Genomic DNA, 15211 nt, shown 5'->3' on the forward strand with positions numbered 1-15211 from the left:
TCCTACTATGACCGAGTTATTTGTCGACCAAAGCTCCGAAGAGCCAGACTCTGCGGATCTCCGTCCCACAGTGGCGGGCGGCGAAGGGGGCGCTGCCGGGACGCCGGCTTCGCAGCAGGATCCCCTCTACCGGATCGGACACGCCGCCGAACTCCTGGGCGTCTCAGTGGACACCGTGCGGCGCTGGGCCGACGAGGGCCAGCTCGCAGTGGTGCGCAGCGCCGGCGGCCAGCGGCTGGTGCGCGGCGGCGACCTGGCCCGCATGGCCACCGAGCGATCCGAGGATCCCGGCGAGGGCCGCGCCACCACCTCGGCGCGCAACCGCTTCGGCGGGCTCGTGACCAGGGTTCGGGCCGACGAGTTGATGGCGCAGGTGGAGATCCAGGCCGGGCCCTACCGGGTGGTCTCGCTCATGACGCGCGAGGCGGCCGAGGACATGGGACTGGCCCCGGGCGTCGAGGCGGTGGCGGTGGTCAAGTCCACCAACGTCGTGGTGGAACGCGTCCGCGCGTGAGTCCCCCACCGAAGGAGTGCCCGCCATGGCCCTCCCCCGCCCGCAATGCCCCCGAGCGTGGGCCGCCCATGCCTCGCACCTCCCCGCCGCGCCCGCGCCGCCTGCTGGCGACCCTGCTCACGGCGGCGCCGGCTGCGTGCGGCACCGCCCACCGGCGGCGACAGGCGCGTCCAACTCGGCTGCCTCTGCGCGCGCTGGCGCTGGCTGCGTGCGGCGCGGCGCTGGCAGCCGCAAGTTCCTGCGCCGACGGGGGGAACGGGCCCGCGACCAGCCACCGCGGCGTGACCGTCTTTGCAGCCTCCTCGCTGACCGACGTGTTCGGCGACATCGCCGGCGCCTTCGAGGCGGTCCATCCGGGCGTCGAGGTGACGCTGCAGTTCGCCGGCAGCAGCCGCCTGGCCACCCAGATCAACGCAGGCGCGGCCGCCGATGTGTTCGCCGCGGCCGACGAGCGGACCGCGGCCCAGGTGGACGCCCGGCAGGTGACGGTCTTCGCCCGCAACCGGCTGGCCATCGCCGTGCCGTCGGGGAATCCCGCCGGCGTGACCGGCCTGGACTCGCTCAGCGCCGACGACCTGGTGCTGGCCCTGTGCGCCCCCGACGTGCCCTGCGGCGCCCTGGCGGAGCAGGTCGGCGGGCCGCAACTGGTGGCGGCGGCCGACACGCGCGAGCCCAACGTGCGGGGCGTGCTCACGAAGGTGCTGCTGGACGAGGTGGACGCCGGCGTCGTGTACGTGACCGACGTGCGAGCCGCCGGTGAGGCCGTGACGGGAATCGACATCGACCACCCCGCCAGCACGGCCTACCCCGTGGCGCTGCTCAGCGACAGCCCCACCGCCGCCGAGTTCGTGGCGTTCGTGCTGTCGCCGTCGGCGCAGGAGTTGCTCGCCGCGGCCGGCTTCGGGGCGCCGTGAGTGCCACCGACCCCGGGGTATTGGGCCGTGGGGCGTTCGATGCGCCCGCACCGGCACCGTCCCCCGGCAGGTCGCCGCGGCGGCGGGAACTGCGCCGGCGCGCCGTGGGCGGGCTCTGGCTGCCGGCGGGGGTCGGGCTGGCGCTGCTCGTGGTGCCGGTGGTCGGCCTGCTGCAGCGGGCCCCCTGGAGCGACCTGCCGTCGCTGCTGGGCTCGGCGCGCCTGCGCGACGCCCTGGTGATCTCGGCTGTCACCAGCGCGGTCGCAGCGGGGGCCTCGGTGCTGCTGGGGCTGCCGCTGGCGCTGGCGCTGTCACGCTGCGGAGTGTCGCTGCGGCGCCTGCTGCGGGTGGCCGTGCTGCTGCCGATGGTGCTGCCGCCGGTGGTGGGCGGCACCGCCCTGCTGTTCGCCCTGGGGCGGCGCGGGCTGGTGGGGCAATGGCTGGACGCCTGGTTCGGCTGGTCGCTGCCGTTCAGCACCGCCGGCGTGGTGGTGGCCGCCACCTTCGTGGCCATGCCGTTCTTCGTGATCACCGCCGAGGCGGGTCTGCGCAGCGCCGACGCCGGGCTCGTCGAAGCCGCCCGAACGCTGGGGGCCCGCAGGTCGGTGGCCTTCCGGCGGGTCATGCTGCCGCAGGTGGCACCGTCGCTGGCCGCCGGCGCGGCGCTGGCCTGGGCGCGGGCCCTGGGCGAGTTCGGAGCCACCATCACCTTCGCCGGCAACCTGCGGGGCCGCACGCAGACGCTGCCCCTGGCCACCTTCGAGGCCCTGGAGGCGGGACGGCCGGCCGAGGCCGTGGCCCTCAGCGTGGTGCTGCTGGCCGTCTCGATCGTGGTCCTGGTGGCCCTGCGCGACCGCTGGCTGACCCGATGAGGTGGGGGGGTGGCCGGCGGGGCGCCGGTCGTCGCGCGGGTGTCCGGGCGGCGCTGCCGGTGGCGCTCCGGCGGCCACGGAATGGCCGCCTGCGCCGGCCCCCGGCACCCCCACCCTCGCGGGTTCGTCAGGATGGCGCAGCCGCCGACAGTGGAGGGGTTGGAGAATGTATTGGGGAGAACGGTGGGATCGAAGCGGATGTCCGTTTGCGCCTCGGCGAGTTCACCCTTGAACTGGAGCTGCACGTCCCGGCCGGGTCGATCACCGCGATCATGGGCCCCAACGGATCGGGCAAGACCACGCTGCTGCGGTGCCTTGCGGGGCTCGAGGCCACCGAGGCGGGCCGGATCAGTCTTGCGGGATGTGTCGTGGACGACCCCGCCGAGGGGATCTGGGTGCCGCCCGAGCGGCGGCGCGTCGGCTACGCCTATCAGGACGTGCGGCTGTTCGGGCACCTCAGCGCGCTCGAGAACGTGGCGTTCGGCCCGCGCTGCCGGGGCGCCGGCCGGGCCGCAGCACGTCGCAGCGCCTCGACGGCCCTGGACGCCGTCGAGATGACCGCACTGGCCCGGGCCAAGCCGGCCCGGCTGTCGGGCGGGCAGTCACAGCGCGTGGGTCTGGCACGGGCGCTCGCCGTCGGACCAGAGGTGCTGCTGCTGGACGAGCCGTTCTCCGCCACCGACATAGACGTGCGGCCGCTGCTGCGCCGCCATGTCCGCGACGCCGGTGCCACCGCCGTGCTCGTCACCCACGATCCCGCCGACGCCGAGGACCTGGCCGACGAACTGCTCGTCCTGGAGGCAGGCCGTATCGCGCCCTGAGGCGCCCGCCCCGGACACCGGCCGACAACCGGGGGCGGGGATGCCGGTGCACGCCGTGGGCGGCCATTCCGAGGCCGCCGGAGCGTCACCGGCAGCGCCGCCCGGACACCGGCCGACAACCGGGGGCGCCACCCATCGCGCGAACCGTCCGCGAAGCCGTCACCGCCTGGATCGCCGGCGCGGCGAACCCCTGAGCAGCACATTCACCTCCCCGCTTGATTCGGGGCGCGGGCGCAAATTACAATCCTGCAACTACACGTAGGTAGTTCCGGAGGCGGGCCAGAGCCACTCTCCGGGCTCTGGCCGGGAGCGGGAGGCATCGGGGTGACCGTCGTCGAGCATTCAGGCAAGCAAAGCGCCGACGCGGCGACGGATCCGGCAGCCAACAGCCGCACCGCCCGGGTGGCGATCGATCCCGGCCCGCCCGAGGCCCGGCCGATCAACTCCCCGATGCGGGTACGCAAGCGCGACGGCAGCCTCGAGCCCGTCGACGTCACCAAGATCGTGCGGCGCGTGGAGCGCTGCAGCAGCGGCCTCGACAGCGTCGACTGCATGCGCGTCGCCACCCGCACGATCAGCGGGCTCTGCGACGGCGCCAGCACCACCGAACTCGACGAGTTGGCGATCCGCACCGCCGCCTCGCTGATCTGCGAGGAACCCAGCTACTCCCGGCTGGCCGCCCGGCTGCTCGCCACCTACACCGAGGAGGAGGTCCGCAACCAGCGCATCGGCAGCTTCTCCCAGTCCATCGCCGCCGGCCGCCTGCTGGGGCTCATCGGCGACGAGGCGGCCGACTTCGTGGAGGCCAACGCCGGCGTGCTGAACGAGGCCATCGACAACGAGCGCACCGACCTCTTCGAGTTCTCCGGCCTGCGCACCGTCTACGACCGCTACCTGCTCCGCCACCCCGAGACCAGGCGGGCCATCGAGACGCCCCAGTACTTCCTGATGCGGGTCGCCTGCGGGCTGTCCACCGAGCCGGCCGAGGCCATCGACTTCTACCGGTTGATCTCCTCGCTGGAGTACCTGCCGTCGAGCCCGACGCTGTTCAACTCCGGCACGGCGCACCCCCAGATGTCCTCGTGCTACCTGCTGGACTCGCCGGCCGACGACCTGGAGGCCATCTACAACCGCTACACCGACGTGGCCAAGCTCTCCAAGCACGCCGGCGGCATCGGGCTGTCCTACAGCCGGATCCGCAGCCGGGGCTCGCTCATCCGCGGCACCAACGGCCTGTCCAACGGCATCGTGCCGTGGCTGAAGACGCTCGACAGCTCGGTGGCGGCGGTCAACCAGGGCGGCCGCCGCAAGGGTGCCTGCTGCGTCTACCTGGAGACCTGGCACGCCGACATCGACGAGTTCCTGGAGCTGCGGGAGAACACCGGCGACGAGGCTCGCCGCACCTACAACCTCAACATCGCCAACTGGGTGCCGGACCTGTTCATGCAGCGGGTCGAGAACGACTGGCAGTGGTCGCTGTTCGACCCCAAGAAGGTGCCCCACCTGGTGGACCTCTACGGCGAGGACTTCGAGCGCGCCTACGTGGAGGCCGAGGAGGCGCGCCTATACGAGCGGCAGGTCCCCGCCCGGCACCTCTACAGCAAGATGATGCGCACCCTCGCCCAGACCGGCAACGGCTGGATGACCTTCAAGGACGCCTCCAACCTGAAGTGCAACCAGACCGGCGGCGAGGGCCGGGTGGTGCACCTCTCCAACCTGTGCACGGAGATCCTGGAGGTGACCAGCGCGGACGAGACGGCGGTCTGCAACCTGGGCTCGGTGAACGTCGGGCGCCTGGTGCGCGACGGCCGCTTCGACTTCGACCGTCTGGGCGAGGTGGTGCAGACCGCGGTGACCTTCCTCGATCGGGTCATCGACATCAACTTCTACCCCACCGAGGAGGCCAGGGCCTCCAACGAGGTGTGGCGCCCGGTGGGGCTCGGGCTGATGGGCCTGCAGGACGTGTTCTTCAAGCTCCGGCTGCCTTTCGACGGCGACGAGGCGCGCGAGCTGTCGCGACGCATCTCCGAGGAGATCTACTACTGGGCGCTGTCCACCTCGGCGGAGTTGGCGAAGCGCTTCGGCGCACACCCCAACTTCGCCGAGACCCGTGCCGCCGACGGGCAACTGCAGATGGACCTCTGGGGCGTCGGCGTCAGCGACGAGGCCCGCTGGGACGCCCTGCGGGAGCGCATCGCCGCGCACGGGCTGCGCAACTCGCTGCTCATCGCCATCGCCCCCACCGCCACCATCGCCTCCATCGCCGGCTGCTACGAGTGCATCGAGCCGCAGGTCTCCAACCTGTTCAAGCGCGAGACCCTCTCGGGGGAGTTCCTGCAGATCAACCACTACCTGGTGCGCGACCTGCAGTCCCGGGGGCTGTGGACCGGCGGGATGCTGGAGGCGCTGAAGCGTTCCCAGGGCTCGATCGCCGAGATCCCCGGCCTCCCCGAGGACGTGAAGCTGCTCTACCGCACCGCCTGGGAGCTGCCGCAGCGGGCGCTCATCGACCTGGCCGCCGACCGGGGCGCCTTCATCGATCAGAGCCAGTCGCTGAACCTGTTCCTGGAGACGCCCACCATCGGGAAGCTCTCCTCGATGTACGCCTACGCCTGGCGCAAGGGCCTGAAGACCACCTACTACCTGCGCTCCCGGCCGGCCACCCGCATCAACCAGGCCACCCTCGCCAACGGCAACGGCGCGGCCGCGGTGACCTGCTCGCTGGAGAACCCCGAAAGCTGCGAGGCCTGCGAGTAGCGGGCCGGAACGGAAGGAAACCCTCGTGACCATCCTCGAGTTCCCGATCCGGGAGATCGCCCCCCAGCCGGCGCAGGCGCCGGAGGGCCAGGCCGCGCCCGGGAAGGCCAACCTGCTGGACCCGGGCTTCGAACTGACGCTGCGGCCGATGCGCTACCCGGTGTTCTACGAGATGTACCGCGACGCCATCAAGAACACCTGGACGGTGGACGAGGTGGACTTCTCCGACGACATCGTGGACCTGGACCGCAAGCTGCTGGCCTCGGAGAAGCACCTGGTGCAGCGGCTAGTGGCGTTCTTCGCCACCGGCGACTCGATCGTGGCCAACAACCTGGTGCTGAACCTGTACAAGCACATCAACGCCCCCGAGGCCCGCATGTACCTGTCGCGGCAGCTCTACGAGGAGGCGCTGCACGTGCAGTTCTACCTCACGCTGCTGGACAACTACATGCCCGACCACGCCGAGCGCCACGCCGCCTTCGCCGCGGTCGAGAACATCCCCTCGATCCGGCGCAAGGCCGAGTTCTGCTTCCGCTGGATGGGCTCCATCGACAGCCTGGACCGGCTGGAGGGGGACGAGGACCGGCGCAGGTTCCTGCTGAACCTCGTCTGCTTCGCCACCTGCATCGAGGGGCTGTTCTTCTTCGCCGCCTTCGCCTACGTGTACTTCCTGCGCTCCAAGGGGCTGCTGAACGGGCTGGCGGCCGGCACCAACTGGGTGTTCCGCGACGAGAGCTGCCACATGAACTTCGCCCTGGAGGTGGTGCGCACCGTGAAGGAGGAGCAGCCGGAGCTCTTCGACGACGACCTGGCGGCCGAGATCGGCGAGATGCTGGCCGAGGCCGTGGACTGCGAGCACCAGTTCGCCGAGGACCTGCTCGGCGAGGGCGTGCCGGGCATGTCGGTGGCCGACACCCGCCAGTACCTCGAGTACATCGCCGACCAGCGGCTGACCCAGCTGGGCCTGCCCCCCCGCTACGGCGCCCGCAACCCGTTCTCGTTCATGGAGCTGCAGGACGCCCAGGAGCTGACCAACTTCTTCGAGCGCACCGTCTCGGCGTACCAAATGGGCGTCACCGGGGCCATCAGCTTCGACGAGGACTTCTAGAAGACGGCCCGACCGCACAGTCGAGGCCCGACAGATCGCCTCTCTCCCCCAAGAGGCAAACGGCCAGGCTCGGTTCTCACCCCCGACCGGGCCTGGCCCTCTCTCCGGGTCGGCTCCCCGCAGCCAGCGGTCTCAGGTGCCAGCGGCGCCGACGAGCCGGGTGAGTCGGGCGGCGGCTCGGGCGGGTTGGAGTCGGCCGGTGCGGACCTGCTCGGTGAGGTCGGGGAGCAGGACTTGGACATCGGGGTCCTGGCGCAGGGCGGCTAGGAGCTGTTGGTTGGTGAGGTGCCACATCCAGCGGACGCGCTGGTCGCCGCGGCGCGTGGACCACTCGCCAGCGGCCCGCAGCGCCTCGGCGTGGGCCTGCACCTGTGCCCAGACATCATCCGGACCGCTGCCTTCGAGAGCGCTGGCGGCCAGCACCGGGGGCGCCCAGCCGGACTCGGTGGACTCGCCGGACCCCCTCGGATGCAGCAGCCGCAGGGCGGCGGCGTAGTCGGCGACCGCACGCCGCGCGGCCGAGGCCAGGTCGCCGTCGGCCTTGTTGACCACCAGCACGTCGGTCACCTCGAACAGGCCCCGCTTGATGCCCTGCAACTCGTCGCCGCCGGCGGGGGTGGTGACCGTCAGCACCGTGTCGCAGATGTCGGCGACGCCGGCCTCTGACTGGCCCACGCCGACGGTCTCGATGAACACCACGTCGTAGCCGGCGGCCTCGGTCACCTCGACGGCCTCCAGGGTGGCGCCGGTGACCCCGCCCAGCGCCCCGCCCGACGGTGACGGACGCACGAACGCCTCCGGGTGCGCCGCGAGGTTGGCCATGCGGGTCTTGTCGCCCAGGATCGAGCCGCCGCTGACGGCGCTGGAGGGGTCCACCGCCAGGACCGCCACGCGGTGGCCCTGCTCGCAGAGACGGGTCCCGAGCGCGTCGATGAGGGTGCTCTTGCCGGCTCCCGGCGGGCCGGTGACACCCACCCGGTGAGCGTCGGCGGTGTGCGGGGCCAACCGCTCCAGCACTTCGCCGGCGACGGCGCGGTGGTCCGGGTGGGTGCTCTCGACCAGCGTGATGGTGCGCGCCAGCCAGGTTCGGTCACCGGCCAGCACGCCGGCCACGTATGCGCCCGCCGTCTCCCCCGCCGGCGGCCCGGGGTGCGCCGGGTCGCTCACGCCTGCCGGGCGGCGAGGGCGTCGAGCAGCTCGCCGGCGGCCTCGGTGAGTGGCGTGCCGGGGCCGAACACCGCCGCGGCGCCGGCCTCGAACAGCACCGGCCGGTCCCGCTCGGGGATGACGCCACCCACGACGACCATGATGTCGGGCCGGCCGAGAGCGGCCAGGTCGGCGATCAACTCCGGCACGTGGGTGAGGTGACCGGCGGTCAGCGACGACACCCCCACGATGTGCACGTCGTTCTCGACGGCCTGGCGGGCCACCTCGGCAGGCGTCTGGAACAGCGGGCCGATGTCCACGTCGAAGCCCAGGTCGGCGTAGCCGCTGGCGACGACCTTCTGCCCCCGGTCGTGGCCGTCCTGGCCGATCTTGGCAACCAGGATGCGGGGCCGGCGACCACCTCGGGCGGCCAGCTGCTCGATCCGGCGGCGCACCGCCGTCACGGACTCGTCGGCACCGGCGGCCTGGCTGTACACACCGGAGATCGTACGGACTTCGGCGGTGTGGCGGCCCCATGCCCGCTCGAGGGCGTCGCTGATCTCGCCCACGGTGGCCCACGCCCGGGCCGCCCGGACCGAGAGGTCCAGCAGGTTGCCGTCGCCGGCGTCGGCGCAGCGGGTGAGCGCCGCCAGGGCGGCGGCGCAGGCTTGCTCGTCGCGCGCGTCCCGCACCTCGGCCAGCCGGGCGGTCTGGGCGGCCAGGACCTCGGCGTTGTCGACGGCCAGCAACTCCACCGACTCCCGCACCTCGGGGCGGTAGCGGTTCACGCCGATGAGGGCCTGCGTGCCGGCGTCGATGCGGGCCTGAGTGCGGGTGGCGGCCTGCTCGATGCGGGCCTTGGGCACGCCAGCCTCGATGGCGGCGGCCATGCCGCCCATGCCGTCGATCTCGTCGATGTGGGCCGCGGCCCGGCGGGCCAGCCGGTCGGTGAGCCACTCCAGGTAGTAGCTGCCGCCCCACGGGTCCACCGGGGCGCAGGTGCCGCTCTCGTGCTGCAGCACCAGTTGGGTGTTGCGGGCGATGCGGGCGGAGAAGTCGCTCGGCAGCGCCAGCGCCTCGTCGAAGGAGTTGGTGTGCAGCGACTGGGTGTGGCCCTGGGTGGCGGCCATGGCCTCGATGCAGGTACGCGCCACGTTGTTGTAGACGTCGTCGGCGCTGAGGCTCCAGCCCGAGGTCTGGCAGTGGGCGCGCAGCACCGACGAGCGGGGGTCGGCCGGGCGGAACTGCCGCATCAGGCCAGCCCACAGCAGCCGGGCGGCCCGCAGCTTCGCCACCTCCATGAAGAAGTTCATGCCGATGCCCCAGAAGAAGCTGAGCCGGGGGGCGAAGTCGTCGATGTCCAGGCCGGCGTCGAGGCCGCAGCGCACGTACTCCAGGCCGTCGGCGATGGTGTAGGCCAACTCCAGGTCGGCGGTGGCCCCGGCCTCCTGCATGTGGTAGCCGGAGATGGAGATGGAGTTGAAGCGCGGCATCTCCGCGGCGGTGTAGGCGAAGATGTCCGACACGATCCGCATGGAGGGCCGCGGCGGGTAGATGTAGGTGTTGCGGACCATGAACTCCTTGAGGATGTCGTTCTGGATGGTCCCGGTGAGCGCCGAGTGCACCACGCCCTGCAGTTCGGCAGCCACGATGTACATGGCCAGCACCGGCAGCACCGCGCCGTTCATGGTCATCGACACGCTCATGCAGTCCAGCGGGATGCCGTCGAAGAGGATCTGCATGTCGGCGACCGAGTCGATGGCCACGCCGGCCATGCCCACGTCGCCGGTCACCCGGGGATTGTCGGAGTCGTAGCCCCGGTGGGTGGGCAGGTCGAAGGCGACCGACAGGCCCCGCTGGCCGGCCGCCAGGTTGCGCCGGTAGAAGGCGTTGGACTCCGCAGCGGTGGAGAAGCCGGCGTACTGGCGGATCGTCCAGGGGCGGGTGAGGTACATGGTGGGGTGCGGGCCGCGCAGGTAGGGGGCGAGGCCGGGATAGCCGTGGGGGGCCTGGAGATCGGCCACATCGGCCGCGGTGTAGAAGGGCTGCAGGTCGATGCCCTCGGGCGTCCGGTGCGGTTGGCCGTCACCGTTGGACGACCCGCCGGCGGCGGTGCCCGGCGGTCTCGACCGGGACCCCTCCGAGGAGGCCGGCGCAGCGAAGTCGGGGATCGAACTCACGCCGGCGCCTCGGGACGGCGCAGCGGCAGCGGGGGGATCCGCACGGCGGCATCGGTGGGAGCGGCCGCGGCGACCGGCGGCGACGCGGGGCTCGCGGGCTCGGAGCCGGCACCGTCCGGTGGCGGGTAGCACGTGACACCCACGACGTGCTCGTCGCCGCCGGCCAGGCGTTCGCTGCGGTGCCCGGCGGCCTCGGTGATCGTGCCGGCCAGCGAGCCGTCCAGCAAGGTCTCGGCGATGCCGCCGGCGGCCTCGATCTCCCGGAACTGCTCCCAGGCCACCTCGACGAGGCGGGCCGTGCGATCCTCGACGTACCACGAACCGCCCGCCGGATCGATCACGGCGCCGAGGTGGGTCTCGTCCGCCAGCAGGTGACTGATGTTCCGGGCCAGCCGCCGCCCTCGCTCACCGGCGGGACCCACGGCAACGTCATGTGGCAGGACCGTGAGGCAGTCCGCCCCACCGGCGGCCGCGGCGAACGCCGCCGTCGTGGCCCGAACCAGGTTCACGAACGGATCCTGCGCCACGAAGGCGGCCTCGGAGGTGACCGCCCAGCAGCGCAGCCCCCGCCGCTCGGGATCCGCCGTGCCGCAGGCTGCCAGGAGGCGATCCCAGAGCGCCCGGGCGGCGCGGAACTTGCAGATCGTGGCGAACTGGTCCTCGGTCGCGCCCAGGCGCGCCTCGATGTGCCGCGCCGCCTGCGACGGCACGACGCCGCCGTCCTCCAAGGCCCGCAGGTAGGCCACGCCGGTCCCCAGCATGCACGCCAGCTCGAGCGCTGGCGGCGCACCGGCGTCGCCGTAGACGGTGACATCGACGGTGACCGCCCTGCCCCCTGCCGGCCCGGCAGACCCGCCGTTGCACTCCACCGCCCCGATCGCCTGCACCGGTGGGGCCAGTCCGGCGAGCGTCTCGTCGAGGTCGCGCAGCAGGAACCCGTCGCGTGCCAGCGCACCGAGCGGGTCGGCGCCGGCGACCAACCCGCCGGGCGGTGCGGCCGCGGCCAGCGCGGCGGCGGCCTCGCCGGCGGCGGCGAACCACGGGCCACCGTCGACGAAGACGGAGGTCTCGCCGAGATTCACCCTGGCGAGGGCGGCCAGCAACTCTCCGGGGACCGGCGGGCGCCGCAGCCGCAACCAGACGCCGGAGACGCCGCCGGCAACGTCGGTCCTGATGGCGTCGCCCGTCTCGGCGGGGTCGCCGAGATCGTGGCGCTGGCGCAGCTCCCAGCGCTTCGGGCGTGCGCCCGCGCCGCGTGTGAACGGCGCCAGCCCGGGCAGGCCCGCGGCGTCACCGCCGGAGGGCGCGGCGGTGTACAGCGGTTGGATGTCGAGGCCGTCCGCGGTGCGGCGGACGAGACTGTCCAGCGGGTCGCCGCGCAACGAGCGCCGCACCAGGTCCTCCCAGTCACGGCGCGGGGGAGCATCGAACCGCAACTGCGACGCCACACCGTCGGAAGTCACCCACCCAAGGGTACGACCGTCGCCGGCCGGCGCGCGAGAATTCGCCGGTGCCCCCCGTCGCGACGCGCCGAGCCCGCCGAGCATCGCCCCGGCGCGCCGTGCCGGCCGCCCTCCTGGCCGCGGCGGTGGCTGCGGCAGCGTGCGCGGCACCTCCGATGAGCCCGACGGGCTCGCAACGCAAATCGTCGTCAGGAGCCCGCAGCGAGCCGCAGCCGGCGGCTCCGGCGCAGCCCCGACGCGACAGCGGGCAGGGCACCGCCGGCGATCAAGCGGGCGGTCGAGCGGGCGGTCAAGCGGGCAATCAAGCGGGCGGCGACGGGCAGTTCGAGCCCTCGCCGGGCCAAGACGGCCCGGGCCCGGATGTCAGCCCCGCCGGCGAAGTCACCGGCGCGGCGCCGGACGACGGCACCGGCGCGGCCGGCGGCGGGGCGAGCGACGACGACGGACCCCGACGTGACGGCGGCGGCACTCCCCCGGCGGGTTCCAGTGCCGCGGGCGGCACGAGCGGCACCGACGACGCCGGCGCCGGCGACGCCGCCTCTGCTCCGCCGATCACGTCCCCGGGGGCGCGCTTCCCCGAGCCCGTGGGCCTGACGCTCACCCGCCTGGCCGAACTCCCGGTGCCGCTGGCGCTCGCCTTCCGGGCCCAGGAGCCGGAGTCGCTCTACGTGGCCCTGCGCCACGGCGAGGTGGTACGCCTCACCGCCGACGGCGGTCGCGCCGACTCCGCGGCAGTGCTGCACCGCGACGTCGAGGCGGTCCTGGACATGAGCGCCCGGGTGGACACCCGGGGCGAGATGGGCCTGCTCGGCCTCACCTTCTCGCCGGCAGGCGACAGGCTCTACACGTCCTCGGTGAACCGCCGGCAGGTCAGCGAACTCTGGGAGTGGCCGGTGGCGCCCGACGGCAGCGTGGACGCCGGCGGCGGCCGCCTCGTGCTGAGTCTGGAACAGCCCTTCTGGAACCACAACGGCGGCGACGTGACCTTCGGCCCCGACGGCTACCTGTACCTGGGATTCGGCGACGGCGGCGGCGGCGGCGATCCGCTGCGAGCCGGGCAGGACCCCCACGACTGGCTGGGCACGATCCTGCGCATCGACCCCCGTCCCGGCCCCGCCGGCGAGCCCTACACCATCCCCGCCGGCAACCCCTTCGCCGACGGTGCCGCCGGGGCACCGGAGGTGTGGGTGTGGGGGGCGCGCAACCCGTGGCGCTTCTCCTTCGACCGGATCACCGGCGACCTGTGGGTGTCCGACGTGGGCCAGGACCTGCTGGAGGAGATCAACCGCCTGCCCGCTGCAGATGGCGGAGCCGGACGGGGCGCAAACCTGGGCTGGAGCGACTACGAGGGCAGCGCCCCGTTCTGGTCGAACACCGAGCCGCCGGGACACGTCCGCCCCGTCGTGGAGTACCGCCACGGCGCCGACGCCCGCTGCTCGGTCACCGGCGGCTACGTCTACCGGGGCAGCCGGCTGCCGGGCCTCAGCGGCGTCTACCTCTACAGCGACTTCTGCGACGGCACCCTCTGGGGCTACAGCGACACCGCCGGCGCCCATCCGATCCCGCTGGCGAACGGCGCGCCACCCAAGTCTGTGCTGTCCTTCGGTCAGGGCCCCGACGGCGAGATCTACGTCCTCACCGGCAACGCCCTCTGGCGCCTCGAGCCGATCCGGTGAGGCGCGACGGCGGGGGCTCGCCGGACCCGGAGGTCGAGCCGCACCCGCGGCGCTGGTTGATCCTGTACATCCTGTGCCTGTCCCTGACGATGGTGGTCATCAGCATGAGCTCGCTGAACGTGGCCCTGCCGTCGATCCAGCGGGAGCTCGACGCCAGCGGGTCGGACCTGCAGTGGATCGTGGACGCCTACGTGCTGGTCTTCGCGGGCCTGCTGCTGCCGTTCGGGGCTCTCGGCGACCGCTGGGGACGCAAGCGGGTGCTGCTCGTCGGCATGACCCTCTTCGGGGCGCTCTCCGCCCTCGCCGCCTTCTCGACGAGCCCGGCGCAGATCATCGTGTACCGGGCCGGCCTGGGGGTGGCGGCGGCGCTCGTCATGCCCGCCACGCTGTCGATCGCCACGGTGATCTTCCCGCGCTCCGAGCGCCCCAAGGCGGTCGCCGTCTGGGCGGCGTTCGCCGGGGCGGGCGGTGCCATCGGACCGCCGATCAGCGGGATCCTGCTCAACTTCTTCTGGTGGGGGTCGGTGTTCCTCGTGGCGGTGCCGGTGGCGGCCGTCGTCCTGATCGGCACCCTCTGGATCGTGCCGGAGTCCCAGGACGACGAGCGGCGGCCGCTGGACGTGGTCGGCGCGCTGGTGTCCATCGCCGCCCTGGGGAGCCTCCTGTTCGCGGTGATCGAGGGCCCCGAACTCGGCTGGGGAAGCCCTCCGGTGCTGGGAATGTTCGCCGCCGCTGTCGTGCTGGTCTGGGGGTTCGTGCGCTGGGAGCGCCGCGTGCGCTATCCCATGCTCGACCCCGACTACTTCGGGAACCGCCTGTTCAGCCTGGGCGCGGCCAGCATCACGCTGGTGTTCTTCGGGATGGTCGGCATGTTCTTCGTGCTCACGCAGTACTTCCAGTTCGCGCAGGGACACACGCCGCTCGACGCCGGATTCCGCAACGTGCCGCTGGCGGCCACCATGATGATCCTGGCGCCGCGCAGCCCCGCCTTCACCCAGCGCTACGGCGCCCGCGCCTCGATCAGCGGCGGGCTCCTGCTCACCGGCGCCGGTCTGGGCATCATGGCCGCGCTCACGCCGGCCACGCCCTACTGGATCATGGTCATCGCGCTGGTCACGACGGCGACCGGGCTGTCCCTGTTCATGCCGGCGTCGACGCACATCGTCGTGACGTCACTGCCGAAGCACAAGGCCGGCGTGGGATCAGCCGTCAACGACACCACCCGGGAGGTCGGCGCAGCCATCGGCATCGCCGTGCTGGGCACGCTGCTGACGGTCGGCTACCGGGACGTGATGCGCTCACGAGTCGGCGGCCTGCCCGAGGCGGCGGCGGACACCGCCTCAGACTCCATCGGCGCCGCCCTGCGGATCGCTGGCGAACTGCCCGCTGAGCGCGCCGCCGCGCTGACCGAGAGCGCCGTCGACGCCTTCAACCGGGGCATGACCCTGGCCATGGGCGTATCCGCGGCGCTGCTGGCGCTGACCGCCGCGGGCACATACCTGCTCTACCCACGCGAGATAACCGGTGGCCGGCACCGGCAGGAATAGTCTGCGAACTTCGCGGCTGCGCCGACCCCGTGAAGATGAAGAAGCCGTTGAGATGCCCGGAGTCCACTATGTGGCGGGCGCTGTTCCAGAGCCCCGGCGCCAGCTGCCACTCGTCCACCAGCCTGGGGCGGTCCCCCTCAAGCGTCTTGGCCGGCAGCAGGCGTGACGCGGCGCGGAGCTCGACGTCGTCGCCGAGGCGCACCTGGCTGCGCG

General features: G+C 72.8%; 11 protein-coding genes. 8 read left to right on the top strand and 3 right to left on the bottom strand.

The annotated features are described in order from the left end of the window. The first annotated feature begins 70 nt into the window (after nucleotides 1–70). The 6 genes from OXG55_07335 (at nucleotide 71) to OXG55_07360 (ending at nucleotide 6986) form a co-directional block, all read left to right on the top strand. A complete protein-coding gene (locus OXG55_07335) occupies nucleotides 71–514 on the top strand; it encodes a helix-turn-helix transcriptional regulator (protein ID MCY4103054.1) in 444 nt (147 codons plus the stop codon). A 68-nt stretch (nucleotides 515–582) separates the two neighbouring features. Next, on the top strand, nucleotides 583–1428 hold the full coding sequence (gene modA, locus OXG55_07340; protein ID MCY4103055.1) for a molybdate ABC transporter substrate-binding protein: 846 nt from the start codon (nucleotides 583–585) through the stop codon (nucleotides 1426–1428). A gap of 89 nt (nucleotides 1429–1517) precedes the next feature. Beyond that, nucleotides 1518–2300 carry a molybdate ABC transporter permease subunit gene (modB, locus tag OXG55_07345; protein MCY4103056.1) on the top strand — a complete coding sequence of 261 codons (783 nt, stop codon included), beginning with the start codon at nucleotides 1518–1520 and terminating at the stop codon, nucleotides 2298–2300. Nucleotides 2301–2506: 206 nt separating this feature from the next. Continuing rightward, nucleotides 2507–3121 (top strand): ATP-binding cassette domain-containing protein, encoded by a 615-nt coding sequence (locus OXG55_07350; protein ID MCY4103057.1) that lies wholly within the window; start codon nucleotides 2507–2509, stop codon nucleotides 3119–3121. A gap of 450 nt (nucleotides 3122–3571) precedes the next feature. Continuing rightward, nucleotides 3572–5878: a ribonucleoside-diphosphate reductase subunit alpha gene (locus OXG55_07355; GenBank protein ID MCY4103058.1), complete on the top strand. Its 2307-nt coding sequence runs from the start codon at nucleotides 3572–3574 to the stop codon at nucleotides 5876–5878. A 148-nt stretch (nucleotides 5879–6026) separates the two neighbouring features. Next, entirely contained in the window at nucleotides 6027–6986 is a 960-nt protein-coding gene (locus OXG55_07360; GenBank protein MCY4103059.1) for a ribonucleotide-diphosphate reductase subunit beta, read from the top strand. Nucleotides 6987–7118: 132 nt separating this feature from the next. On the opposite strand, the gene meaB is transcribed toward OXG55_07360, so the two are convergent. From meaB to OXG55_07375, 3 genes are read right to left on the bottom strand one after another with little or no spacing between them, the layout of a single operon-like run. Continuing rightward, the gene (meaB, locus tag OXG55_07365) at nucleotides 7119–8153 is read right to left on the bottom strand and encodes a methylmalonyl Co-A mutase-associated GTPase MeaB (protein ID MCY4103060.1); all 1035 of its coding nucleotides are present in this window, start codon (nucleotides 8151–8153) and stop codon (nucleotides 7119–7121) included. Continuing rightward, nucleotides 8150–10312, bottom strand: a complete 2163-nt coding sequence (gene scpA / locus OXG55_07370) for a methylmalonyl-CoA mutase (GenBank protein MCY4103061.1) — start codon at nucleotides 10310–10312, stop codon at nucleotides 8150–8152. The genes meaB and scpA overlap by 4 nt, the downstream gene beginning before the upstream one ends. Further along, a complete protein-coding gene (locus tag OXG55_07375; GenBank protein ID MCY4103062.1) occupies nucleotides 10309–11775 on the bottom strand; it encodes a methylmalonyl-CoA mutase family protein in 1467 nt (488 codons plus the stop codon). The genes scpA and OXG55_07375 overlap by 4 nt, the downstream gene beginning before the upstream one ends. Nucleotides 11776–11822: 47 nt before the next feature. On the opposite strand from OXG55_07375, the gene OXG55_07380 reads away from it, so the two are divergent. Both OXG55_07380 and OXG55_07385 read left to right on the top strand, forming a co-directional pair. Further along, nucleotides 11823–13451 (top strand): PQQ-dependent sugar dehydrogenase, encoded by a 1629-nt coding sequence (locus OXG55_07380; protein MCY4103063.1) that lies wholly within the window; start codon nucleotides 11823–11825, stop codon nucleotides 13449–13451. Then, a complete protein-coding gene (locus OXG55_07385) occupies nucleotides 13448–14998 on the top strand; it encodes an MFS transporter (protein ID MCY4103064.1) in 1551 nt (516 codons plus the stop codon). The genes OXG55_07380 and OXG55_07385 overlap by 4 nt, the downstream gene beginning before the upstream one ends. Nucleotides 14999–15211: the final 213 nt, after the last annotated feature.

It is taken from the genome of bacterium (genome assembly GCA_026708055.1).
GTDB lineage: Bacteria > Actinomycetota > Acidimicrobiia > Acidimicrobiales > CATQHL01 > VXNF01.

Bases quoted from the DNA above. Each gene is read 5' to 3' on its own strand.
- modA (MCY4103055.1), top strand. From the start codon at position 583: ATGCCTCGCACCTCCCCGCCGCGCCCGCGCCGCCTGCTGGCGACCCTG.
- OXG55_07360 (MCY4103059.1), top strand. From the start codon at position 6,027: ATGCGCTACCCGGTGTTCTACGAGATGTACCGCGACGCCATCAAGAAC.
- OXG55_07355 (MCY4103058.1), top strand. From the start codon at position 3,572: ATGCGGGTACGCAAGCGCGACGGCAGCCTCGAGCCCGTCGACGTCACC.